This window comes from Streptomyces sp. PsTaAH-137, assembly GCF_003259365.1.
Classification (GTDB): domain Bacteria; phylum Actinomycetota; class Actinomycetes; order Streptomycetales; family Streptomycetaceae; genus Streptomyces.
Window position 1 is genome coordinate 118,942 of the sequence record NZ_QLLY01000020.1, and the last position, 23,807, is coordinate 142,748.

The 23,807-nt window shown below is 70.8% G+C and carries 17 protein-coding genes; 12 read left to right on the plus strand and 5 right to left on the minus strand.

The window, feature by feature from the left end:
• Positions 1–41 precede the first annotated feature (41 nt).
• The 5 genes from K377_RS34115 to cimA all read left to right on the plus strand — a co-directional run bounded on the left by K377_RS34115 (position 42) and on the right by cimA (position 5,967).
• Entirely contained in the window at positions 42–770 is a 729-nt protein-coding gene (locus tag K377_RS34115) for a DUF969 domain-containing protein (protein WP_111667489.1), read from the plus strand.
• Positions 767–1,729: a DUF979 domain-containing protein gene (locus K377_RS34120; protein WP_111667490.1), complete on the plus strand. Its 963-nt coding sequence runs from the start codon at positions 767–769 to the stop codon at positions 1,727–1,729. The genes K377_RS34115 and K377_RS34120 overlap by 4 nt, the downstream gene beginning before the upstream one ends.
• Positions 1,729–2,400 (plus strand): pyroglutamyl-peptidase I, encoded by a 672-nt coding sequence (gene pcp, locus K377_RS34125; protein WP_111667491.1) that lies wholly within the window; start codon positions 1,729–1,731, stop codon positions 2,398–2,400. Before K377_RS34120 ends, pcp begins: the two co-directional genes overlap by 1 nt.
• 324 nt (positions 2,401–2,724) lie before the next feature.
• Positions 2,725–4,038: an MFS transporter gene (locus K377_RS34130; RefSeq protein ID WP_111667492.1), complete on the plus strand. Its 1,314-nt coding sequence runs from the start codon at positions 2,725–2,727 to the stop codon at positions 4,036–4,038.
• Positions 4,039–4,335: 297 nt separating this feature from the next.
• Positions 4,336–5,967 (plus strand): citramalate synthase, encoded by a 1,632-nt coding sequence (cimA, locus tag K377_RS34135; protein WP_111667493.1) that lies wholly within the window; start codon positions 4,336–4,338, stop codon positions 5,965–5,967.
• Between the two features lie 72 nt (positions 5,968–6,039).
• On the opposite strand, the gene K377_RS34140 is transcribed toward cimA, so the two are convergent.
• Entirely contained in the window at positions 6,040–7,935 is a 1,896-nt protein-coding gene (locus K377_RS34140; protein WP_111667494.1) for a ricin-type beta-trefoil lectin domain protein, read from the minus strand.
• A 150-nt stretch (positions 7,936–8,085) separates the two neighbouring features.
• On the opposite strand from K377_RS34140, the gene K377_RS34145 reads away from it, so the two are divergent.
• Positions 8,086–9,420 (plus strand): hypothetical protein, encoded by a 1,335-nt coding sequence (locus K377_RS34145; RefSeq protein ID WP_111667495.1) that lies wholly within the window; start codon positions 8,086–8,088, stop codon positions 9,418–9,420.
• A gap of 62 nt (positions 9,421–9,482) precedes the next feature.
• Positions 9,483–10,070, plus strand: a complete 588-nt coding sequence (locus K377_RS34150) for an SMI1/KNR4 family protein (protein ID WP_111667496.1) — start codon at positions 9,483–9,485, stop codon at positions 10,068–10,070.
• A 17-nt stretch (positions 10,071–10,087) separates the two neighbouring features.
• On the opposite strand, the gene K377_RS34155 is transcribed toward K377_RS34150, so the two are convergent.
• Complete coding sequence (locus K377_RS34155) at positions 10,088–11,422, minus strand: oxidoreductase (protein ID WP_111667497.1); 1,335 nt, start codon at positions 11,420–11,422, stop codon at positions 10,088–10,090.
• Between the two features lie 153 nt (positions 11,423–11,575).
• Between K377_RS34155 and K377_RS34160 the strand changes: the two genes are divergently transcribed.
• The gene (locus K377_RS34160) at positions 11,576–12,124 is read left to right on the plus strand and encodes a GNAT family N-acetyltransferase (RefSeq protein ID WP_111667498.1); all 549 of its coding nucleotides are present in this window, start codon (positions 11,576–11,578) and stop codon (positions 12,122–12,124) included.
• On the opposite strand, the gene K377_RS34165 is transcribed toward K377_RS34160, so the two are convergent.
• Positions 12,045–13,697, minus strand: coding sequence for a cytochrome bc complex cytochrome b subunit (locus K377_RS34165; protein WP_111667499.1), 1,653 nt, complete (start codon positions 13,695–13,697; stop codon positions 12,045–12,047). The two genes, K377_RS34160 and K377_RS34165, sit on opposite strands and share 80 nt — an antisense overlap.
• A 147-nt stretch (positions 13,698–13,844) precedes the next feature.
• Positions 13,845–14,462 carry a YceI family protein gene (locus K377_RS34170; RefSeq protein ID WP_111667500.1) on the minus strand — a complete coding sequence of 206 codons (618 nt, stop codon included), beginning with the start codon at positions 14,460–14,462 and terminating at the stop codon, positions 13,845–13,847.
• Positions 14,463–14,678: 216 nt separating this feature from the next.
• On the opposite strand from K377_RS34170, the gene K377_RS34175 reads away from it, so the two are divergent.
• Complete coding sequence (locus K377_RS34175) at positions 14,679–15,884, plus strand: hypothetical protein (protein WP_258395236.1); 1,206 nt, start codon at positions 14,679–14,681, stop codon at positions 15,882–15,884.
• A gap of 321 nt (positions 15,885–16,205) precedes the next feature.
• Here K377_RS34175 and K377_RS34180 read toward each other — a convergent pair whose 3' ends face one another.
• Positions 16,206–16,628 (minus strand): MarR family winged helix-turn-helix transcriptional regulator, encoded by a 423-nt coding sequence (locus tag K377_RS34180; RefSeq protein ID WP_111667501.1) that lies wholly within the window; start codon positions 16,626–16,628, stop codon positions 16,206–16,208.
• Between the two features lie 178 nt (positions 16,629–16,806).
• Between K377_RS34180 and eno the strand changes: the two genes are divergently transcribed.
• The 3 genes from eno to K377_RS34195 all read left to right on the plus strand — a co-directional run.
• The gene (gene eno, locus K377_RS34185) at positions 16,807–18,069 is read left to right on the plus strand and encodes a phosphopyruvate hydratase (RefSeq protein ID WP_111667502.1); all 1,263 of its coding nucleotides are present in this window, start codon (positions 16,807–16,809) and stop codon (positions 18,067–18,069) included.
• Between the two features lie 150 nt (positions 18,070–18,219).
• On the plus strand, positions 18,220–22,047 hold the full coding sequence (locus tag K377_RS34190) for an endo-alpha-N-acetylgalactosaminidase family protein (RefSeq protein ID WP_111667503.1): 3,828 nt from the start codon (positions 18,220–18,222) through the stop codon (positions 22,045–22,047).
• A gap of 198 nt (positions 22,048–22,245) precedes the next feature.
• On the plus strand, positions 22,246–23,807 hold a 1,562-nt coding region (locus K377_RS34195), incomplete at its 3' end, for an acyl-CoA carboxylase subunit beta (RefSeq protein WP_111667518.1).

Here is a 23,807-nt window from a genome sequence, read left to right on the forward strand (position 1 = left end):
CTGCCCTGTCCCGTCTTCTCCCTCCCCGTGAAGGCCGCCGCATGATCGTTCTCCTCGGCGTGCTCGTGGTGATCCTCGGATTCGTCACGCGCCGCAATCCCGTCCTCGTGGTCGGTGTCGCCGGCATAGCCACCGGGCTGCTCGGCCGGATGGATCCGCAGGCGATCCTCGCCGCGTTCGGCACGGCGTTCGCCGACAGCCGGTCCGTCACCGTGTTCGCCGTCGTGCTCCCCGTGATCGGCCTCCTGGAGCGGTACGGGCTGCGCGAGCAGGCCCGCACCCTCATCGGCAAGCTGGGCGCGCTCAGCGCGGGCCGGTTCCTCACCGTGTACCTGCTGGTCCGCCAGATCACCGCGGCCTTCGGCCTCAACAACCTCGGCGGCCCGGCGCAGACCGTGCGCCCGCTGGTGGCGCCCATGGCCGAGGCCGCCGCCGAACGCACCGTCGCCGCGAGACTGCCCGACCGGCTGCGCGAGAAGGTCCGCTCCTACGCCGCCTCCGCCGACAACGTCGGCCTCTTCTTCGGCGAGGACTGCTTCATCGCGATCGGCTCGATCCTGCTCATCACCGGCTTCGTGAACTCCACGTACCACCAGAACCTCGAACCCACCCAACTCGCCCTGTGGGCCATCCCGTCGGCGGTCTGCGCCTTCCTCATCCACGGCGCCCGGCTGCTCCTGCTCGACCGGAGGCTGGAGCGCGAGATGGCCGTCGCGGCCGCCGAGAACGACTACCCGCTGCCCGCGACGTCCGAGGAGGGCGCCAAGTGATCAGGGTCGAGTGGCTGTACTGGCTCGTCGGTCTCGTCTTCGTCGTCATGGCCGTACAGATGGCGCGTGACCGCACCAATCCCAAGCGCTGGACGTCCGCCGCCTTCTGGGGACTGCTCGGCCTGACCTTCCCCTACGGCACCGGGGTCACCGGCACCGAGGGCTTCACGCTCCCCGCCGAGCCGCTCGGCGTCGCCGTCCTCGCGCTGATCGTGCTCGCCGGGTTCGACTTCATCGGCAAGGGCGTGCCCGTCACGACGACGGGGGAGGAGCGGGAGGCGTCCGCCGCGCGACTCGGCAACAAGTTGTTCGTCCCCGCGCTCACCATCCCGCTCGTCGCGATCGTCTGCGCCTCCGTCCTCGACGGCTCCGGGCTGTTCGAGACCGGCAAGGCCACGCTCATCGGGCTCGGCGTCGGCTGTGTCGCCGCGCTGATCGTCGGCCTGCTCGTCACCGGCGAGCGCAGCCTCTCCGTGCCGCTTCAGTCCGGGCGCGCGATGCTGGAGTCCATGGGCGCGGCGCTGCTGCTGCCGCAGCTGCTGTCCGTCCTCGGCTCGATCTTCGCGATCGCCGGGGTCGGCACCCAGGTCGGCGAGCTCGTGAACGACGTGCTGCCCGACGGCTCCAAGTACGCCGCCGTACTCGCCTACTGCCTCGGCATGTTCCTGTTCACCGTGATCATGGGCAACGCGTTCGCCGCGTTCCCCGTCATGACCGCCGCCATCGGCTGGCCGGTGCTCATCCAGCAGATGCACGGCAACGAGGTCGCGGTCCTCGCCATCGGCATGCTCGCCGGGTTCAGCGGCACCCTGTGCACGCCCATGGCGGCCAACTTCAACATCGTTCCCGCGTCGCTGCTCGAACTGAAGGACCAGTACGGGCCGATCAAGGCGCAACTGCCGACGGCGCTCGCGCTGCTCGGCTGCAACATCGTGCTCATGGCGGTCTTCGCCGTCTGATGCCGCCGATCGAGGGAGACACCGTGCCCACCCGCGTTCTGCTCACCGGATTCGAACCCTTCGGCGGGGCATCCGTGAACCCGTCCTGGCAGGCGGCCGCGCTCGTCGCCGCCGCGCCGCCCGAGGGCATCGCCGTCACGGCGGTCCAGCTCCCGTGCGTCTTCGGGGCGTCGCTCACCGCCTTGCGGGCCGCCGTCGAGGAGGTGCGGCCCGATCTCGTGGTCTGCCTCGGGCAGGCGGGCGGGCGGCACGGGGTCACCGTGGAGCGCGTCGCGATCAATGTCGACGACGCGCGCATCCCCGACAACGCCGGGGCGCAGCCGATCGACACCGCCGTGGTGCCGGGCGGTCCGGCGGCCTACTTCTCCTCCCTGCCGGTGAAGGCGTGCGTCGCCGCGATGCGGGGGGCCGGGGTTCCGGCGGCTGTCTCCAACACCGCCGGCACCTTTGTCTGCAACCACGTCGCGTACGGCTTGGCACATCTCCTGGCCACCGAACTCCCCGGCGTCCGGGGCGGGTTCGTGCATGTCCCGTGGGCACCGGAACAGGTGCTGGACGGTGCGGCGCCGGCGCTTTCGGGGGAGATCGTGGCGCGGGGGGTCGCTGCGCTGCTGGCTGCCGCCGCGGTCACCGGTGAAGACCTGCGGGTCAGCGAGGGCGCGACGCACTAGGAGGGCGCGTAGTCGTCTGCGGCTCCGGTGGGGGCTGGTCGCGCAGTTCCCCGCGCCCCTGAAGGCATGCGCTGCGCGCAGCCTTCCCCTGAGGCTGCGCTCCGCGCGCCTCCTGATGGGGCGGCGGTGGCGCTTCTCTCCCGATGGGTGCCGGTGCACCTCTCTGATGAGATGGCGCACGAAGTGCGCATCTCAGGGGCGCGGGGAACTGCGCGACCAGCCCCCCACCCGCCCCCGCTGTGAACACAAAGAACGTAAGTACTCGGGATCGTTGCCGGGTGCACTCTTGTCAGGGTGTGGAGGGGTCGCCCAGGGTGGCCCGTCATGGGACGAGAGCAATGGAAGAAGATCCTGGTCGGGTCGGCCGGGAACATGGTCGAGTGGTTCGACTGGTTCGTGTACGCGAGCTTCGCGACGTACTTCGCCGGGGCCTTCTTCCCCGACGGCAATCCGACCGCCCAGCTGATGAACACGGCCGGCATCTTCGCCGTCGGCTTCTTCATGCGCCCCGTCGGCGGCTGGCTGCTCGGCCGGGTCGGCGACCGCAAAGGACGTAAGGCGGCCCTGACCCTCACGGTCACCCTCATGTCGGCGTCGGCCGTGCTCATCGCCATCGCGCCGACCTACGCCGTCGCGGGCTACGGCGGCGCGGTCGTACTGCTCGTCGCGCGCCTGCTCCAGGGCCTGTCCGTCGGCGGCGAGTACGCGGCCAGCGCCACGTACCTCACCGAGGCCTCCGACCCCAGGCGCCGCGGCTTCGCCTCCAGCTTCCAGTACGTGTCGATGACGGCAGGCCAGATCGTCGGCCTCGGCCTCCTGATCGTCCTCCAGCGCACGATGAGCGACGACGCGCTGCACGGCTGGGGCTGGCGCATCCCGTTCATCGTCGGCGCCCTCGGTGCGGCGATCATCTTCTACCTGCGGCGCAACATGCTGGAGACCGAGGTCTACGAGGAGTCGGCCGACGCAGACGCGACGGTGGGCGGCGACGACAAGGGCACGATGAAGGCCCTGTGGGCGCACAGGCGCGAGGCGTTCCTCGTCATCGCGCTCACCATGGGCGGCACCGTGGCGTACTACACGTACACCACCTACCTCACCAAGTACCTGTCGAACTCGGCCGGCCTGAGCAAGGAGACCGCCACCCTCGTCTCCTTCTGCGCGCTCGTCGTCTTCGCCTGCATCCAGCCGCTCGCGGGCGCGCTCTCCGACCGCATCGGACGCCGCCCCCTCCTGATCACCTTCGCCGTCGGCTCCACCTTCCTGACGGTCCCGATCATGACGCTGCTGAAGCACGCCGGTTCCTTCTGGCCGGCCCTCGGGCTCGCCCTGCTCGCGCTGGTCGTCGTCACCGGCTACACGTCGATCAACGCGTGCGTGAAGGCCGAGCTGTTCCCGACCGGCATCCGCGCCCTCGGCGTCGCCCTCCCGTACGCCCTCGCCAACGCCCTGTTCGGCGGCACCGCCGAGTACGTCGCCCTGTGGTTCAAGAACGGCGGCATCGAATCGGGCTTCTACTGGTACGTCGCCGGCTGCGCGGCCGTGTCCCTGATCGTCTATCTGACGATGCGCGAGACCCGCGACATCGACCTGAGCCGGGTCCAGCGCACCGAGGCCGCCCAGGAACAGCCCGCCTGACCGCATCGTGAGACCACAGTCCGGGACCGGCCCGGGCTGTGGCAGACTCTGGCCGTGCTCTCGTTCGCCATGATTATTGGCAGCAGGCGCGCCGGTCCGCAGTGACCGCCTCGTACGACCCGGTACGGGCGGACACCGTCGTCCTCGACCCGCGCGCAGACCTCTCGCACCCGCGAGGGGTTTTTCTGTTTCTCGGCCCACCCGAAGCCGGGGAGAGAGCGCGGGGGATCATAGATGGACGGTGGAGCCGGTCATTCCGGTACGACGACCGAGATTCCCAACAGGAGCCAGACAGCCATGAGCAGCAGCCCGAGCGAACACACCGGCGGTACCACCGGCGAACTCGACGATTCCTTTCACGTCTTCGACACCACGCTGCGCGACGGCGCACAGCGCGAGGGCATCAACCTCACCGTCGCGGACAAGCTGACCATCGCCCGGCACCTGGACGACTTCGGCGTGGGCTTCATCGAGGGCGGCTGGCCCGGTGCCAACCCCCGCGACACCGAGTTCTTCGCCCGCGCGCAGGACGAGATCGACTTCAAGCACGCCCAGCTGGTCGCCTTCGGCGCGACCCGCAGGGCCGGCGCGAAGGCCAGTGAGGACCCGCAGGTCAAGGCGCTGCTCGACTCGGGCGCCCCGGTGATCACGCTGGTCGCCAAGTCCCACGACCGGCACGTCGAACTGGCGCTGCGCACCACCCTCGACGAGAACCTGGAGATGGTCCGCGACACCGTCTCCCACCTGGTCGCCCAGGGCCGCCGCGTCTTCGTCGACTGCGAGCACTTCTTCGACGGCTACCGCGCCAACCCCGCGTACGCCAAGGCCGTCGTCCGCGCCGCGCACGAGGCCGGCGCCTCGGTCGTCGTGCTCTGCGACACCAACGGCGGGATGCTCCCCGCCCAGGTCCAGGCGATCACGCACACCGTCCTCGACGACACCGGCGCCCGGCTCGGCATCCACGCCCAGGACGACACCGGCTGCGCCGTCGCCAACACCCTCGCCGCCGTCGACGCCGGCGCCACCCACGTCCAGTGCACGGCCAACGGCTACGGCGAGCGGGTCGGCAACTCCAACCTGTTCCCGGTCGTCGCCGCCCTGGAGCTGAAGTACGGCAAGAAGGTGCTGCCCGAGGGCGCGCTGACCGAGATGACCCGCATCTCGCACGCCATCGCCGAGGTCGTGAACCTCACCCCGTCCACGCACCAGCCCTACGTCGGCGTCTCCGCGTTCGCCCACAAGGCGGGCCTGCACGCCTCCGCCATCAAGGTCGACCCCGACCTGTACCAGCACATCGACCCCGAGCTGGTCGGCAACCGCATCCGCATGCTGGTCTCCGACATGGCGGGCCGCGCCTCCATCGAGCTCAAGGGCAAGGAGCTCGGCGTCGACCTCGGCGGCGACCGCGAGCTCGTCGGCCGGGTCGTGGAGCGGGTCAAGGAGCGCGAGCTCCAGGGCTACACGTACGAGGCCGCCGACGCCTCCTTCGAGCTGCTGCTCCGCGAGGAGGCCGAGGGCCGGGCGCGGCGCTACTTCCGCGTCGAGTCCTGGCGGGCCATCGTCGAGGACCGCCCCGACGGCACCCACGCCAACGAGGCCACCGTGAAGCTCTGGGCCAAGGGCGAGCGCATCGTCGCCACGGCCGAGGGCAACGGCCCGGTCAACGCCCTGGACCGCGCCCTGCGCGTCGGCCTGGAGCGGATCTACCCGCAGCTCGCCAAGCTGGAACTGGTCGACTACAAGGTCCGCATCCTGGAGGGCAAGCACGGCACGTCCTCCACGACCCGCGTCCTGATCTCCACGACCGACGGCTCCGACCAGTGGTCCACGGTCGGAGTCGCCGAGAACGTCATCGCGGCGTCTTGGGGGGCTCTGGAGGACGCGGTCACGTACGGTCTGCTGCGCGCTGGGGTCGAGCCGGTCGAGTAGGTCCGGTTGCCAGGAGCGAGGTCACGGGGCTCCGCCCCGGACCCCGCTCCTCAATCGCCGGAGGGGCTTCAATTACTGGAGCGTCCACTTCTGATTGCCGGCCCCCGTGCACGCCCAGAGCTGCATGGTGACCCCGTCGGCCGACGAATTCCCGGTCGCGTCAAGGCACTTGTCGGCCGGTGCGTTCACCAGGTCGCCCGACGATTCGAGCCGCCACTGCTGCGCGCCCGAGCCGTTGCAGTCGTAGAGCTGGACCTTCGCGCCGTTCGCCGTCGAACCCCCGGACACGTCGAGGCACTTGCCCAGCGCGCGCACGGTGCCGTCCGCCTTGAGCGTCCACGTCTGGTTCTGCGAACCGGAGTAGCAGGTCCAGAGCTGCGCGGCCGTGCCGTTGGCCGTGGAGCCGTCCTTCACGTCGAGGCACTTGTCGCCCAGGCCGTGCAGCGCGCCGGTGCGGTCGGCGGCGCCGGACTGCGTGCCGCTCCAGGTGAACGTCGCCGACGTCTTGCCCGGCAGCGAGTAAGTGACGTGCTGGCCGCCCCAGTTGACGGTCACGTCCTTCGCTGTGGAGGCGTCGTTGTAGGCGATCAGCGCCTTCGAGCCGTCGGTGTTGCGCCAGGCGACGTTCGGCACCGTGGACGACGCGGTCGAGGCGATCCGGGACGCCCCCGGCCGGACGAACTTCGTCAGGTGGCCCATCGTGTAGTACTCGATGTTGTAGTCGACCTTGCCGCTGTTCGCGTCGCCGTTGTGGACGGTGATCAGCCCGTCGCACGTACCGCAGCCGCCGTTGTGCGGGCCGCGGTTCTGGTCCACGGCCAGCGACCACTTCGTCACCGACTTCGCCCAGTTACGGGTGTAGTCGATGATGTTCATCATGTCCTCGCGCTGCTGGTTCGCGATCCAGGTGCCGCCGGAGTGCTCGGTCTGGAAGGCGTCCAGGGACGGGTACTTGTTGTGGATCTCGGTCTGCTTGGCGACGTCGCCGCCGTAGCCGTGCCAGGCGATGCCGCCGAAGTTCGGGTGGCTGCGCACCGCCGCGTCGTCCACGGTCGGGGCGGCGTAGGAGTCGTAGGTGTCCCAGTTCCAGTCGTGCGCGAGCACCTTGGTCTTCACGCCCGCGCCCGCCAGCTTCGGCAGCAGCTCGCTCTTGGTGAAGTAGGCGAGCCCGGAGCCGTTCCAGCTCATCGACGGATAGCCCGAGCAGCAGGTCGGCTCGTTCTGCACGGTGACGTAGTCGATCGGCACCCCGGCCGCCTGGTAGCCCTGGATGTACTTCACGAAGTACGAGGCGTACGTGCCGTAGTTCTCGGCCTTCAGCCAGCCGCCGTTGAGCTGCCCGCTGTCCTTCATCCAGGCCGGGGCGGTCCACGGCGAGGCCATCACGGTCGCGGCCGGGTTGAGCTGCTTGGCCTGCTTGGTCAGCGGCAGCACGTCGGCCTGGTCGTGGGCGAGGGAGAACTTCGCAAGGGACGGGTCCGTCTGCCCGGCGGGCACGTCGTCGTACGTGTAGCCGAAGCGGGCCAGGTCCGAGCCGCCCATGGGGTTGCGGATGAAGGAGAGCCCGATGCCGTCGGTCGGCGAGAACAGCTTCTTCATCGTCGCGTCCCGGGTGGCCTGGGACAGGGCGCCGCTGCTGTTCATCAGCCAGGCCGCGGTGTCGGTGAAGGACGCGCCGCCGCCGGTGAACGTCTGGTAGCGGGTGTTCTCGTCGACGGTGATCGTGGTGCCGGCCGAGCCGGTGCCCGACTGGAACGCCGTCGGGGTCTGCTGCGCCAGGCCGCGCGTGACGTGCCGGCCGCCGCTGTCGTCGGTGGTGGTCAGCCAGACGGCGACCGGTTCGCCGGCGGCCTGCGCCGTGCCGGCGGAGACTCCGAGGAGTCCGGCGGCGGTGAGGATCCCGGCCAGTAGTACCCGGGCCGACCGGCCCGCTCGTGCCGATCTCGGTGATCGCGTGGGGGTGTGCACGATGCCTCCTGTGTCCCGTGAAGCTCAACAGTCCACTTTCATGGCTTAGTTCAAGACGTGAGTTAAAGGGCGTTCCATGGGCGCGTCAAGACTTCACGTCACGAATGCTTCGACCCGTCATTCACACCCCGACTGAGTTAGCGTCGGAGTATGAGGCCCACTCTTGCGGTCCTCGCCGCGGCCCTCCTCGCGTTCGGTGCCCCGCTGGCCCTGGCGCCCGGCGCCGCCGCCGCGACGGACGTCTCCACGGTCGCGGACGCTCTGGAGAAGAACCCCGTCTACGTCGATCCCGCTGTCCGCACCACGCTGACCTCGGACGATGTCGACTCCCTCACGAAGACGATCAAGGACGCGGACAAGCCGGTAATGGTGGCCGTGCTGCCCGCGGACTTCCCCACGAAGGACCTGTTCACCGATCTGCGGACCAAGACGGGGATCGTCGGCGTCTACGGCGTCCGGCTCGGGACCGCCTTCGACGCGCGCGCCGACAGCGCCGTGATGTCCACCGCGGCCGTTCACAACCTGACCACGAGCGTCCGGGGCGAACCGGCCGCACAGCAGCTCGACGACTTCGTCGACGCCGCCGTACGCACCGCCAAGGGCTCGGCGCCCTCCTCCTGGGGCGCGGGCGGCGACTCCGGCGGGGCGCCCGTCGGCGCGCTCGTCGGACTCGGCGCCGTCGTGGTCGTCGGCGGCGCGGGCGCCTATGCCCTCGTCCGCCGCAACCGGCGCAGGCGCGAGGCGGAGCAGCGGGCCGCCCTGGACAAGCTCCGGGTCGTCGTCGACGAGGACATCACGGCGTTCGGCGAGGAACTGGACCGGCTCGACTTCCACCCGGCCGAGGCGGGCGCCGACGACTCGATGCGGGCGGACTACGAGCGGGCGCTCGACGCCTACGAGAAGGCCAAGCAGTACATGGCGGCCGCGCAGCGCCCCGAGGACGTGCGCGGGGTGACCGAGGCCATCGAGGACGGCCGCTTCTCGCTCGCCCTGCTCGCCGCCCGCCGCGAGGGCCGCCCGCTGCCCGAGCGCCGCGCCCCCTGCTTCTTCGACCCGCGGCACGGCCCCTCCGTCGAGGACGCCGAGTGGACGCCGCCCGGCGGCGCGCCGCGCGAGGTGCCGGTGTGCGCGGCGGACGCGGCCCGGCTGCGCGACGGCGAAGACCCGCTGGTGCGCACGGTGGACACCGGTGCGGGGGAGCGACGCCCGTACTACGACGCGGGCCCGGCCTACGGCCCGTGGGCCGGTGGCTACTTCGGCGGCGGCATCCTGCCGGGCCTGCTGTTCGGCACGGTCCTCGGCTCGATGATGGCGAGCCCCGCGTACGCGGCGGACTACGGCTCCGGATACGGCGACTTCGGCGGCGGCTACGAGGGCGGCGACATCTCCGGGGCCGACTTCGACACCTCCGACTTCGGTGACTTCGGCGGGGGCGGCGACTTCGGCGGCGGCGGGGGCGGCGGGGACTTCGGCGGCGGCTTCTGAGAGAGGCGCTCAACTCGGCCCCCTTGCGGTTCAGTTGACCGCCCGGCGCTACGGTGACGGTCATGAGCGGTGAGATACGGGACGGGTGGGCGAGGCAGGCGGCCATCGAGGCGCGGCAGGTCGACGACGCCTGGGAGCGCATAGAGACCTGGCTGCACCGCAACGCCCCGGCGACCGCGGCCCTGCTCCGCCCCGGTGCCACGGACGACGAACTCGCGGCCTTCGAACGGGAACTGGGAGTGCGCATACCCGCCGGTCTGAAGGCGCTGTGGCGGCGGTGCCCGGGGATGACGGCGGTCGACGGGGTGGGGGCGGACTTCCTGCTGGGACGCTGGGCCCCGATGACGTTCGACGCTGTGCTGGAGACCTACCGCATGCAGATGGGCATGCGGGTCACCATGGACGAGTACGTGTCCTGGCGGCCCTCCTGGATCCCGTTCGCCTCCTTCGGCGCGCACGACACCCTCTACGGGCTGTGCCTGGACGCCGAAACAGGAAAGATCTGGAAGTGGACGGAGATTGCGGAGCGCACCCTCGTCCACCCGTCGCTCTCCGTGTACCTGGAGGACATGGCGGACGCCCTCGACCTGCCGGACCTCACACCCGGAGCGCCGCCCCGGGTGCGCGAGGGCGCCCTCGTGTGGGCCTGACGAGCCGGAGACAGGCCCTAATTGCGACTCAGGGTGCGGGTCACCCCGGCCACCACCGCCGTGGTCAGGACCCAGCCGATCACCACGAGCGCGTACGCGAGCGACTGGGGCCCGACGGTGGCCCAGTGCCAGGCGTCGCGCTGGCCGAAGCCGCCGATCGGGACGAGCAGGTCGAGGGTGTAGACGAGGGCGTGGAACGGCGGCCCCTCGCCCGGCTTGTTCGGCACCGGATGGTGGGTGCGGAAGACGAACCAGCCCGCGGCCGTGAGCAGCGCCAGCCAGAGCCCGGCGAGCCAGGGCCGGTAGCCGTAGCCGACCGTCGCGTCGAGGAGGTACCCCCACAGCCGGCCCGCCGGACCGAGCGTCGCGCGGCGCCGGCGCTGCCGGTGCAGCAGCACCCGGCGTGCCTCGTCGTCATGGCCCAACCGGCGGTAATTGAGGCCCAGTTGCTCGTACGGCTGCGGGCAGTAGCCGTCGTCGCGGCGCAGCCAGGCCAGCCGGTTCGTCACGTCGTCGCGGCGGCGGGGCGCGGTGGACTCCAGCCAGTCGTACGTCAGCCCGTCCAGGCCGAGCGACGGGGGCCAGGTCCCCGGGGCGTCCTGGATCCGGGTGAAGTGGGCGTTGCGGAGGTTCACCGTGCCGCGCGGGGCGGTCGCGAAGCGCAGGTCGAGCGCCTCGGCGCGGGCCCCCACGCACATCAACGAGGAGCCGGTGCCGGTGAGTTCGGCTCCGTTGAGGGTCAGCAGGTCGTCTATCTGGGCGCCGCGCAGCCGTATCCGGCCGTCGGTGCTGAAGCCGTGCGACAGCCGTACCGTGGAGGCGGTCAGATTGTCCCCGTTGAACGCGACCGCGCCCGGCTCCCCGGCCGTGATCCGCGCCCCGCGCATCCACAGCCCGCCCGGCAACTGCGCCCCCGGGAAGGCGACACGCCCCTCGGCCTCGAACCCGCCGTCGCAGAACACCCCGCCCTCCATCACCAGACCACCCGCGTCCAGCGCCACGGCCCCCGGATGGATCAGCCGCGCGCCGTCGAGCCGCAGCCCGCCCCCGATGTGCGCGTGCACCAGATTCAGGCCGCCCTCGACCGTCGTACCGCGCAGGTCGACGCGCCCGCCGAAATGGGCCGTCGGCGCCCGCAGTCCGGGCACCCGGCAGTGGGTGAGGGAGAGCGCGAGGGTGGACGCCGCCTCCAGGCTGACGGGCCCGTCGAACTCGCACGCGTCGAACCGCACGATGGCCCTGATCTCGGTGCCGTCGAGGGTCAACGGGCCCGTGATACGCGCCCGTTCGATCCGGACGGTCCCCGTCGCCTCCAGCAGTCTGTCCCGCAGGACGTCCGGATCAAGCCGCATGGCTGCCCGCGCTGTCGTGGTGGTGCCGCGCCGCGATGGTCATGAACCCCATCCTTCCAGCGGCTCCGGCGGCCGACGGCCCCGTACGGCGGAATCGTCCGCGCCCGGAGAATCGGATGGCCCGGGTCCGGCCCGCCACGATAGGAAGCTCCCATGCTGAAGGGCGACAAGATCGGGCTCAGGGCCCGGCACGAGGACGACATCCCGGTCCTGGAGGCCGGGCTCCACGCCGACGTGGCCACCACGGCGCGGGCCGACACCCACCCGTGGCGCCCGGTCACGCCCGGCTCACCCGAGAGCCGGTTCAGGGTGGACGACGCGAACCCGCACCACCTCGTGTTCTCCGTGGTGGAGCTGGACGGCGGCGCCCTCGTCGGCGGCGCGAACCTGTGGGGCATCGACCTCCACCACCGCTCCGCGCACCTCGGCCTCGGCCTCCTCCCGGCCGCCCGCGGCAAGGGCCACGCCACCGACGTGGTCGCGGCGCTGTGCCACTACGCGTTCGTCGTCCGCGGCCTGAACCGGCTGCAGATCGAAACCCTGTCGGACAACACGCCGATGCTCCGCGCGGCCGAACGCAACGGCTTCGTCCGCGAGGGCGTGCTGCGTTCGTCGGCGTGGGTCATGGGCGCCTTTCAGGACGACGTGGTGCTGGGGCTGCTCGCGGGGGAGTGGGAAGAGCGGCGGGAGGACGGCCGGTAGCCTTCGGCACCTGCGCCCCCGCCCCGAACATCCACCGCGACAGCGCCACCCGCACCCGCCGCGCGGCCCGCACCCGGCCGCGTACCCCGTGCTCGTCCGTGTCCGCCAGAGGCTCCAGCGCGGTCGGCTGCTCGTGCTGCGTCAGGCGGTGCAACTCGCCGGGTGACAGCGGCTCGTGGAGCTCCACGTACTCCCCGTGCGGCAGCCGCTTGATCCGGCCCGTCTCCCGGCCGTGCAGCACCTTGTCCCGGTCGCGTCGCTGCAACCCGAGACAGATCCGCCGGGTCACGACGAACGCGAGGACCGGGCCCGCGAACAGCGCCACCCGCGCGGTCCAGGTGATCGCGTTCACCGAGAGACGGAAGTGCGTGGCCCACAGGTCGTTGCCGCCGGCCGCCATCGCGACGAGGAAACCGGTCAGCCAGGCCACTCCGAGCGCGGTCCGCACCGGACGGTTGCGCGGCCGGTCGAGCAGATGGTGCTCGCGCCGGTCGCCCGTGATCCACGCCTCCACGAACGGATACACCCCGATGAGCACCAGCCACAGCGGGAACGCGAGGAACGGGACGAGGACGCCCAGCGCGAGGGTGTGCCCGCCGAGCACGATCTCCCAGCCCGGCATCACCCGTACGAGCCCTTCGGCGAACCCCAGGTACCAGTCGGGCTGCGCGCCCGTGGACACCTGGTCGGGGCGGTAAGGGCCGTACACCCAGACCGGGTTGACGGTCGCGACGGCGGCGACGGCCGCCACCACGCCGAAGACCAGGAAGAAGAAGCCGCCCGCCTTGGCCACGTAGACCGGGAAGAAGGGCTGGCCCACCACATTGCGCTCGGTCTTTCCCGGGCCGGGGAACTGGGTGTGCTTGTGGTAGAAGACCAGGATCAGATGGGTGACGACGAGCGCCGCCATGATGCCCGGCAGCAGCAGGACGTGGATCGAGTAGAAGCGGGCCACGATGTCGTGGCCAGGGAACTCACCGCCGAAGAGGAAGAACGACAGGTACGTCCCGACGATCGGGACGGCCAGGGTCATGCCCTCGATGAGCCGCATCCCGGCGCCGGAGAGCAGATCGTCGGGCAGCGAGTACCCCAGCAGCCCCTCGAACAGCGCGAGGAACAGCAGCAGCCAGCCGAACAGCCAGTTCAGCTCGCGCGGCTTGCGGAACGACCCCGTGAAGAAGTGCCGCATCATGTGCACGAACATCGCCGCTACGAAGATCAGCGCGGCCCAGTGGTGGATCTGCCGGATCAGCAGCCCGCCGCGCACGTCGAAGCTGATGTCGAGCGTCGAGGAGTACGCCTCCGACATCCGTACGCCGCTCAGGGGCAGGTAACTGCCGTGGTACTCCACCTCGTTCATCGACGGATGGAAGAACAGGGTCAGATAGACGCCGGTCAGAATCAGGATGACGAAGGTGTAGAGGCAGATCTCGCCCAGCAGGAACGACCAGTGGTCGGGGAAGACCTTGCGCAGATACCTGCGGCCGAGACCGTGGATCCCGAGCCTGCCGTCGGCCCAGTCCGCGACGCGCTCGCCCGCCGTCGCGTCCCTCGTGCCCCTGCGTCCGCTCATCGTGAACCTCCCATGGGTGCTCACGAGAACGACGGAACGGCCGCCCCGTTCGTGACATCGGGCCGCTCCCTGTGACGTGTCCCACAGGAAGCCGCCCGACGGCACGAACGAGGCGGCCGCCTCGGCTCAGCGCGTCCTACGGGTGGTTCAGGCGCTCTTGATGGCCGAGATGTCGAAGTTCAGCTTGATCTTGTCGGAGACGAGGACGCCACCGGTCTCCAGCGCGGCGTTCCAGGTCAGGCCCCACTCCGAGCGCAGGATCTCGGCCTTGCCCTCGAAGCCGACGCGCTCGTTGCCGAACGGGTCCTTCGCCGAGCCGTTGAACTCCAGGTCGATGGTGAGCGGCTTCGTGGTGCCGAGGAGCGTCAGGTCACCGGTGATGCGGTAGTCGTCGCCGCCCAGCGACTCGGCGGACGTCGAGCGGAACGTCATCGTCGGGAACTCGTCGATCTTGAAGAAGTCGGCGCTCTTCAGGTGGCCGTCACGGTCGGCGCTGCCGGTGTCGATGCTGGCCATCTGGACGTCGAAGCTCGCGGTCGACTTGGCCGGGTCCGAGCCGTCGAGGTGCAGCTCGCCGGTGAAGTCGGTGAAGCTGCCCTTCACGTTCGTCACCATCGCGTGCCGGGCGACGAAACCGAGCGTGGTGTGCGCGGGGTCGACCGTGTAGTCGCCCGTGACGGCGCTCAGGTCCGGGCCGGCCGGCGCGGCGGCGGCAGCGGTGGTGGCGGTCGCGGTGGTCTCGTTCTTGCGGCCGAAGATGCCCATGACGTGCTCCTTGGGGACGGGCGGCACGGGGTGCCGACGTGATGTTGAAGGTTGAACTATCAACTGGGGACGACTGTAGCGCGACGATGTTCAACTTTCAACATCAAGCGCTGTGTGTCGCTCCGGTGACGCACGGGTGGGTGACCGATAGGAAAGTCCCGTTGACTCCATGTAGACATAAACGCCTCTATTGTGCGAGAAGGGCTGGTTTGTCGCGTGCTGCGGACGGGCGAGGTAACGGAACTCCGGGGCGGCCTTGAGGGCAGGCCCGTCGCCGCCGGGCGGTGGAGCGGCGGGAAGCCGCCGGGTGTGCTGCGCGCCCTCGCCGTCTTCGCGGCGGTCCGCGCCACCGGCGTCCTGCTGATCGTCCTCACCGACCTGTACGGCGGGCACCCGGTCACCCGGACGCTCGCCCACGCCTGGGACGCCGTCTGGTACCTGCACATCGCCGAGCACGGCTACGGCACCCGCGAGTACCTGTCCTCGTTCGGGACCGTGCAGACCGACTACGCGTTCTTCCCGCTCTTCCCCCTGCTGACCCGGGCGGCCGACGCCGTCCTGCCGGGCGGAGCGGGACCGGCCGCGCTGCTCGTCGCCTGGGGCGCCGCCGTGGCCGCGGCCTGGGGTGTCTACGCCGTCGGCCACCGCCTGTACGGCACGGTGACGGCCACCTTCCTCGTCGTCCTGTGGGCGCTGCTGCCCCAGGCGGTCGTCCTCACCCTCGCCTACAGCGAGTCGCTGTTCGCCGCGCTCGCCGCCTGGGCGTTGTACGCGCTGCTCGCCCGGAACTGGCTCCTCGCCGGCGCCCTGGCCGCCCTCGCCGGCCTGACCCGGCCCACCGGGCTCGCCGTCGCCGCCGCCGTCGTGGTCACCGCCGGGTGGGAACTCGTCCGGCGTCGCGGGCGTGGCCGAGGTCCCTGGCTCGCGGTGCTGCTCGCCCCCGCGGGATGGCTCGGCTACGTGCTGTGGGTCGGGGCGCGCACCGGGGACCTGCTGCACGGTTACTTCACCGTGCAGGACGCCTGGAAGTCGGGGCTCGACTTCGGCGTGAGTTCGCTGCGCTTCCTGCGGGTGCTGTTCCTGTACGGCGGCAAGGTCGTCTATCCGGTGTCCGTGCTGCTCGTCGCCGCTGCCGTGGTCCTCTTCTGCCTGCTCTGTCTGGAGCGTTCGCCGCGAACGGCTCTGCCGCTGCTGGTGTTCAGCGGGGCCCTGGTCCTGATGGTGCTGCTCCTGGGCGGCCCCTTCGCCTCCAAGCCCCGCTTCGTACTCCCCGCCTTTCCGCTGCTCATCCCGGTGGCCCGCACCATGGCACGGGGCTGGACGCGGCGCCGGTCCCGGGTCCTGGTGGTGACGGGGGCACTGGCCTGCGGGGCGCTGCCGTACGGGGTGTGGGTGGCGGCGCTGGTGAAAACCCCGCTGTGACCTCCGGCCGGACCGGGCTTTCGCGCAGTTCCCCGCGCCCCTTGTCGGGTCGTCTTCCGTGCGCGCCACCGTCGTGGCTGATCGCGCAGTTCCCCGCGCCCCTGAGATGCGCACTTCGTGCGGCATCTCATCAAGAGAGGCGCGCGACTGGTTGCCTCGTGGGGAGGCGCGCGCAGCGCAGCCTCAGGGGCGCGGGGAACTGCGCGAGAAGCGGCCACCGGCCCGCAGGTGGCGACGAGAGCCCGTGGGGCAGACGGGGAACTTTCAGGGGCGCGGGGAACTGCGCGACCGGCCACGACGAGAGCCGCACCCGACCACGGATCAGCGGGCCGCGAGGCGTTCCATCAGGGCCGCGCCCCGCGACAGCAACTCCCGCTCGTCCGGGCTGAGCTCGGCCTCGATCGCCTGCGCGAGCCACCCGGCCCGACGCCCCCGCTCGGCGTCCAGCGCGGAGCGCCCCGCCTCGGTCAGCTCCACCAGAGACTTGCGCCCGTCGGTGGGATGCGCGCGCCGCGTGACGAGCCCCTGCTCGGTCAGCAGCCCCACAGCGCGGGCCATCGACTGCGGCCGCACCCGCTGATCGGCCGCGAGATCGCTGGTGGTCATGGCGCCGTCGCGGTCCAGCACGCCGAGCACGGCGACCTGGCCGTGCGGAATCAGGTCCTCGTGCTTCACACGCCGGGTGAGCCGGCCCATCGCGGTACGCAGATCGGCGGCGACGGCGGCGGATTCCGGGGCAGGCATGGCCGTACCTTACCCGGCGATATCCAGCGAAACTGAGCAGCTCAACTGTACAGCTCACCTGTGCAGTACAACTGAACAGCGGAACTGAACAGCAAAGCTGTATAGTTTCGCCCTGTCGCGGCACGCGCCACCGTCGTCGCAGCAGGGCCGCGGCACGCAGCAACGGGAAGGACCTCCCATGCCCGAGATCGTCTCCGTCACCGCCCTCGCCGTCCTCGACAGCCGCGGCAACCCCACCGTCGAGGCCGACGTCACCCTGGCCGACGGCTCGCAGGGCCGCGCGACCGTTCCGTCCGGCGCCTCCACCGGCGCCCGCGAAGCCGTCGAACTGCGCGACGACGACCCCCACCGCTGGCACGGCAAGGGCGTCGACCGTGCTGTGTCCCACGTGGAGGGAGAGATCGCCCGGGCCGTCGTCGGCCGCGACGCCGACGACCAGGCGGGCCTGGACGCGGCTCTGATCGCCCTCGACGGCACCCCCGCCAAGTCCCGGCTCGGCGCCAACGCCCTGCTGGGCGTCTCCCTCGCCGCCGCCAAGGCCGCCGCGGCCGCGCACGGGCTGCCGCTCTACCGCCACCTCGGCGGCGACGGCGCCCACCTGCTCCCGATGCCGATGATGAACATCGTCAACGGCGGCGCCCACGCCGACAATCCGCTGGACTTCCAGGAGTTCATGATCGCGCCGATCGGCGCCCCGACCTTCGCCGAGGCCGTCCGCATGGGCTCCGAGGTCTTCCACACCCTGCGCCGCGACCTGCTCGCCGCCGGCCACTCCACGGGCGTCGGCGACGAGGGCGGCTTCGCGCCCGCGCTGCGCACCGCCGAGGAGGCGCTCGACTTCGTCATGGCGGCGATCGAGCGCACCGGGTACCGGCCCGGCACGGACCTCGGCCTGATCATGGACCCGGCGTCGTCGGAGTTCCACCGCGACGGCGTCTACGCCTACCGGGGCGAGGGCGTCGACCGCACCACGGCCCAGCAGATCGACTACCTGGAGAAGCTGATCGACGCCTACCCGATCCTGTCCGTCGAGGACCCGATGGCGGAGGGCGACCTCGACGGCTGGCGCGAGCTGACGGCCCGGGTGGGCGACCGCTGCCAGCTCACCGGCGACGACGTGTTCTGCACCAACCCGGAGCTGCTGCGGGAGGGCATCCGCACGGGGGTCGGCAACGCGGTGCTGGTCAAGGTCAACCAGATCGGTACGTTGACGGAGGCGCTGGAGACGGTGGACATCGCCCACCGGGCGGGCTGGAAGGCCGTGATGTCGCACCGCTCCGGCGAGACCGAGGACACGACCATCGCCGATCTGGCCGTGGCGACCGGCTGCGGCCAGATCAAGACGGGCTCCCTGTCCCGCTCCGACCGCACGGCCAAGTACAACCGCCTGATCCGCATCGAACGGGAACTGTCCGACGCCGCCAGGTACCAAGCCCCGTAAGGGGCGCGGGGAACTGCGCGAGAAGCCCCACCGGGCCGCGGGTGTGCCTCTGCCGGGCTTGGACTAAAGGCAACGGACAGTTGGACTCTCAACTCCATTAGCGAGGCCACCCGTTGACCCGGAGGGCACCCCGCGGATACCCAGAACGGCATGCCCCCAAGATCCCGAGCCCCCTACGCCCTGGCCCTCGCGGCCGTACTCGGAGCCACCCTCACCCCGGCGGCGAGCGCCACCGCGACGGAGCCGGACGGCACGGTCCTCACCAGCGCCCGGCTCAAGGTGACCGTCGCCGACGACTTCCCCCGCGTCCTGTCCTACGAGAACCGGACCGACGGCGCCCGCCTCCTCGGCAGCACCCGGCCCGTCACCGAGGTCACCCTCAACGGCAAGCCGTACGCCGCCCGGGTCAAGGCCGCGCCGAAGATCACCGGGTCCACGGCCGCGTACACGCTCACCTTCCCGGACCTGCCCGGCGTGGAGATCGACGCCACCCTCGGGGTCTCCGGCCGGACCACGACCTTCCGGATCACGGCGGTCCGCGACACGGACGCCTTCCGTGTCGGGACCATCGACATCCCGGGGCAGGACCTCGTCTCGGTCGGCAGCGCGGACGGCGGCGCCGAGACGGCCTTCACCAAGCTGGACCCGGACTCCACCCGCACCGCCGACGTCTTCGGCAAGGTCACCGACGGCACCCCGGCCGAGACGTCGGCGACCGGCGCCTCCTACGCGATCGTCAACACCGGCCGACTGGCCGCGGCCGTCGAGTCCAACTCCACGTACGACAAGCCGAGCGGCGCGACCGGTGGCGACGACGCCCGGTTCTGGCACCAGGCCCGCAAGGAGGCCGACGGCTCCATCCGGGTCGGCGTCTGGTCGGGGCAGTGGACCTACCGCGGCGCCGGTTCCCCGACCCACGCCACCGGCGACGACCTGCCCTGGGCCAAGGTCGTCGTCACCCCCGACGCCAACGCCGACGGCGCCGTCGACTGGCAGGACGGCGCCGTCGCCTTCCGCTCCATCGGCATCGAGGCCCAGGGCAGTGAGGACACCGCGGACCGGGTCGTCACCCACATCCCGTTCAACTTCGCGAGCCAGGCCCAGCACCCCTTCCTGCGCACTCTCGACGACGTCAAGCGGATCTCGCTCGCCACCGACGACCTGGGCCAGTTCGCGCTGCTCAAGGGGTACGCGTCCGAGGGCCACGACTCCGCCCACCCCGACTACGGCGGCAACACCAACCAGCGCGCGGGCGGCCTGAAGGACCTCAACACGCTGCTCAAGGCGGGCAAGAAGTACGGCGCCGAGTTCGGCGTCCACGTCAACGCGACCGAGGCGTACCCGGTCGCCAAGCACTTCAAGGACGACCTGATCGACCCGAAGTCACCGGGCTGGAACTGGCTCGACCAGAGCTACTACATCGACCAGCGCCGCGACATCGAGAGCGGCGACCTCGCCGCCCGCTTCAAGCAGTTGCGCGACGAGACCGACAAGAACCTCACCACGGTCTACGTCGACGTGTACTACACCCACGGCTGGATCGCCGAGCAGACCGCGAAGGCGATCAACGGACAGGGCTGGAACCTGGCCACCGAGTGGGCCGACAAGTTCGAGCGGCAGTCCCTGTGGTCGCACTGGGCCAACGACCTCGACTACGGCGGCGCCACCAACAAGGGCCTCAACTCGAAGATCATCCGGTTCATCCGCAACAGCGAGAAGGACGTCTGGAACAACGACCCGGTCCTCGGCCAGAGCGCCCTCGTCGACTTCGAGGGCTGGACCGGCGAGAACGACTGGAACGACTTCTACGCCAACGTCTGGCAGCGCGACCTGCCCGCCAAGTACCTCCAGCACCAGCAGATCACCCGCTGGGACGGCGACGACATCACCTTCACCGGCGGCCTGCGCGGCACCGTCGAGGACGGCCGGCGCACCTTCTACGACCACGGCCGCAAGGTCCTGGACGGCGACCGCTATCTGCTCCCATGGTCCGCGAAGGACGGCGAGAACAAGCTCTACCACTACAACAAGCAGGGCGGCAGCAGCAGTTGGGCCGTCGCTCCGGGCTCATACACCGTCTACAAGCTCACCGACAACGGCCGGGTGAGGACCGGCACCCTCCGCACCGGCGCCGACGGGAAGCTCACCCTCAAGGCCGAGGCCGGTCAGCCCTACGTCCTCTACCGTGCCGGTGACACACCGCGCGCCGCCGACCCCGCCTGGGGCGAGGGCACGTCCCTGAAGGACCCCGGCTTCAACGACGTTCGCCTCGGCGGCTGGGACAAGACCGGCTCCGTCGCGCGTGACACCGACGGCAACGGCCGCAACAGCGCGGCCCTCACCGGCAAGGGCGCCGCCTCGGTCGCCCAGCGCGTCACGGGCCTCGCCCCCGGCAAGCGCTACACCGCCTCCGCCTGGGTCGAGGTCGAGCCCGGCGCCTCCCGGCACACGACCCTGAGCGCGGGCGGCACCTCCGCCGCGATCGACCGGTCCACCCTCCCCGACACGATGGCCGCCAGCGACTGGCACGGCACCAACATGCAGCGGATGAAGGTCAACTTCACGGCGGACCCCAAGGGTTCGGCCACCCTGCGCCTCGCGACGGCCGCCGACGACGGCGCCGCGAAGGTCCGCGGCGACGACGTACGCCTCGTGCGCAACGCCCCGGCCACCGCACCCGGCACCGTCGTGCACGAGGACTTCGAGGACGTCGACCAGGGCTGGGGCCCGTTCGACAAGGGCGACGCGGGCGGCGTCACCGACCCGCGCACCCACATCGCGCAGAAGAACGCCCCGTACACCCAGGCCGGCTGGAACGGGAAGCTCGTCGACGACGTCATCGGCGGCGGCGAGTCCCTGAAGTCGCACGAGGAGAACGACGGGGTCGTCTACCGCACCTCGCCCGCGACCGTGCCCATGAAGGACGGGCACGCCTACAAGGTCGACTTCGCCTACCAGTCCAGCCACGCCGGCGCCTACCGGTGGATCAGCGGCTACGACCGGGGCGAGGACGCCGTCGAGACCGTCGCCACGCCGATCGGACAGCAGCGGACCACCGGCCGCTTCACCACCACGGTCACCGCGGGCTGCGGCGACACCTGGACCGGCCTGCGCAAGCTGCCCGGAGCGCCGGACGGCGCCGACTTCGTGCTCGACGACTTCCAGGTGACCGACCTCGGCCCGGCGAAGGAACCGGCCGCGTGCGGCACGCTCGCCCTCAAGGCGGGGGAGACCCTCGAACCGGGTAAGCCCAACAAGGTCGAGGCCACCTTCACCAACTACGAGAAGGACCAGGTCGAGGACGCGTCCGTCGCCCTCGACCTGCCGCAGGGATGGAAGGCCGAGCCCACCGGCCCGGTCACGCTCGACCCGGTCGCCCCCGGCGCCCGCGCCACCGCGACCTGGCAGGTCACCCCGCCGGTCGACGCCGCGTACCAGCCGCACGAGCTGACCGCGAAGGCGACGTACACGGTCGCCGGTGCCACGCGCACCCTCGCCGCGAGCACCACCGCCCGCACCCTCCCGCCCCCGCCCACCACGGACACGTACGCCAGTGACCTGGACTGGACCTCCGCGGAGAACGGCTGGGGCCCGGTCGAGAAGGACCAGTCCGTCGGCGAACAGGGCCAGGGCGACGGCACCCCGCTCAAGATCGGCGGCACCGCGTACGCCAAGGGCCTCGGCACCCACGCCCCCGCGAAGGTCCGCTACTACCTCGGCGGGCAGTGCACCTCGTTCACGGCGGAGGTCGGCGTCGACGACGTCCAGGCCACCCGCGGAAGTGTGCGATTCTCGGTGGCGGCCGACGGCACGGAGAAGGCGGCCTCACCCGTCCTCAGGGCCACCGACCCGGCCTGGTCCCTGTCGGCCGACGTCAGCGGAGCCCAGTACGTGGACCTGATCGTCGGGGACGGCGGCGACGGCAACGGCAACGACCACGCCGACTGGGGAGCTGACCGCTTCCATTGCGGCGGGTGAAAAGCTGAGTGAACAGTTGGGTGACGTGACGGGCGTCTCATCGGGTCCCTTTGTATGACCTCCACAACCCGATGGGGTCCTGAGCAGTGACTTTGGCTGCATGTCGGAACCGTTCTGTTCGGGGCTACCAGGAAAACGGGCCGGAGACTGTACAGAGTCGACGGCCCTTTTCCTTGGTCGGCTTCGTAAGGTCGCTACATGACCGTTTTGGACGACACCGCCTCGAACCCCGGGAACGGGCCCACCGACGCCCGCGGGCGCACGGCCGAGCTGCACGCGATCCGCGCACAGTCCCTGGCCGGTCCCAGCGACAAGGCGACCGAGGCCCAGCACGCGAAGGGCAAGCTGACCGCGCGCGAGCGCATCGAGCTGCTCCTCGACGAGGGGTCGTTCAACGAGGTCGAGCAGCTGCGCCGGCACCGCGCGGTCGGCTTCGGCCTGGAGGCCAAGAAGCCCTACACCGACGGTGTCATCACCGGGTGGGGCACGGTCGAGGGCCGCACGGTCTTCGTCTACGCGCACGACTTCCGGATCTTCGGCGGCGCCCTGGGCGAGGCCCACGCCACGAAGATCCACAAGATCATGGACATGGCGATCGCGGCCGGTGCCCCGCTGGTCTCGCTGAACGACGGCGCGGGCGCCCGTATCCAGGAGGGCGTCTCGGCACTCGCCGGCTACGGCGGCATCTTCCAGCGCAACACCAAGGCGTCCGGGGTCATCCCGCAGATCAGCGTGATGCTCGGCCCGTGCGCGGGCGGCGCGGCCTACAGCCCCGCCCTCACCGACTTCGTGTTCATGGTCCGCGAGACCTCGCAGATGTTCATCACCGGACCGGACGTCGTCAAGGCCGTCACCGGCGAGAACATCACGCAGAACGGGCTCGGCGGCGCCGACGTCCACGCCGAGACCTCCGGTGTCTGCCACTTCGCCTACGACGACGAAGAGACCTGCATCGCCGAGGTCCGCTACCTGATCTCGCTGCTCCCGCAGAACAACCGGGAGAACCCGCCGACCGTCGACTCCGACGACCCGGCCGACCGCCGCTCCGACGTCCTGCTCGACCTGGTCCCCGCGGACGGCAACCGCCCCTACGACATGACCAAGGTCATCGAGGAGCTCGTCGACGACGGCGACTACCTGGAGGTCCACGAGCGCTGGGCGCGCAACATCATCTGCGCCCTGGCCCGGCTCGACGGCCAGGTCGTCGGCATCGTCGCCAACCAGCCGCAGTCCCTCGCCGGCGTCCTGGACATCGAGGCATCCGAAAAAGCTGCCCGATTCGTGCAGATGTGCGACGCCTTCAACATCCCGATCGTGACCCTCCTCGACGTCCCGGGCTTCCTTCCCGGTGTCGACCAGGAGCACGGCGGGATCATCCGCCACGGCGCGAAGCTGCTGTACGCGTACTGCAACGCCACCGTGCCGCGGATCTCGCTGATTCTCCGCAAGGCGTACGGAGGTGCCTACATCGTCATGGACTCCCAGTCCATCGGCGCCGACCTCACCTACGCCTGGCCCACCAACGAGATCGCGGTCATGGGCGCCGAGGGCGCGGCCAACGTGATCTTCCGCCGCCAGATCGCCGAGGCCGAGGACTCCGAGGCCATGCGCCAGAAGATGGTCAAGGAGTACAAGGCCGAACTGATGCACCCGTACTACGCGGCCGAGCGCGGCCTGGTCGACGACGTCATCGACCCCGCCGAGACCCGCGAGGTGCTCATCAAGTCCCTGGCCATGCTGCGCACGAAACACGCCGACCT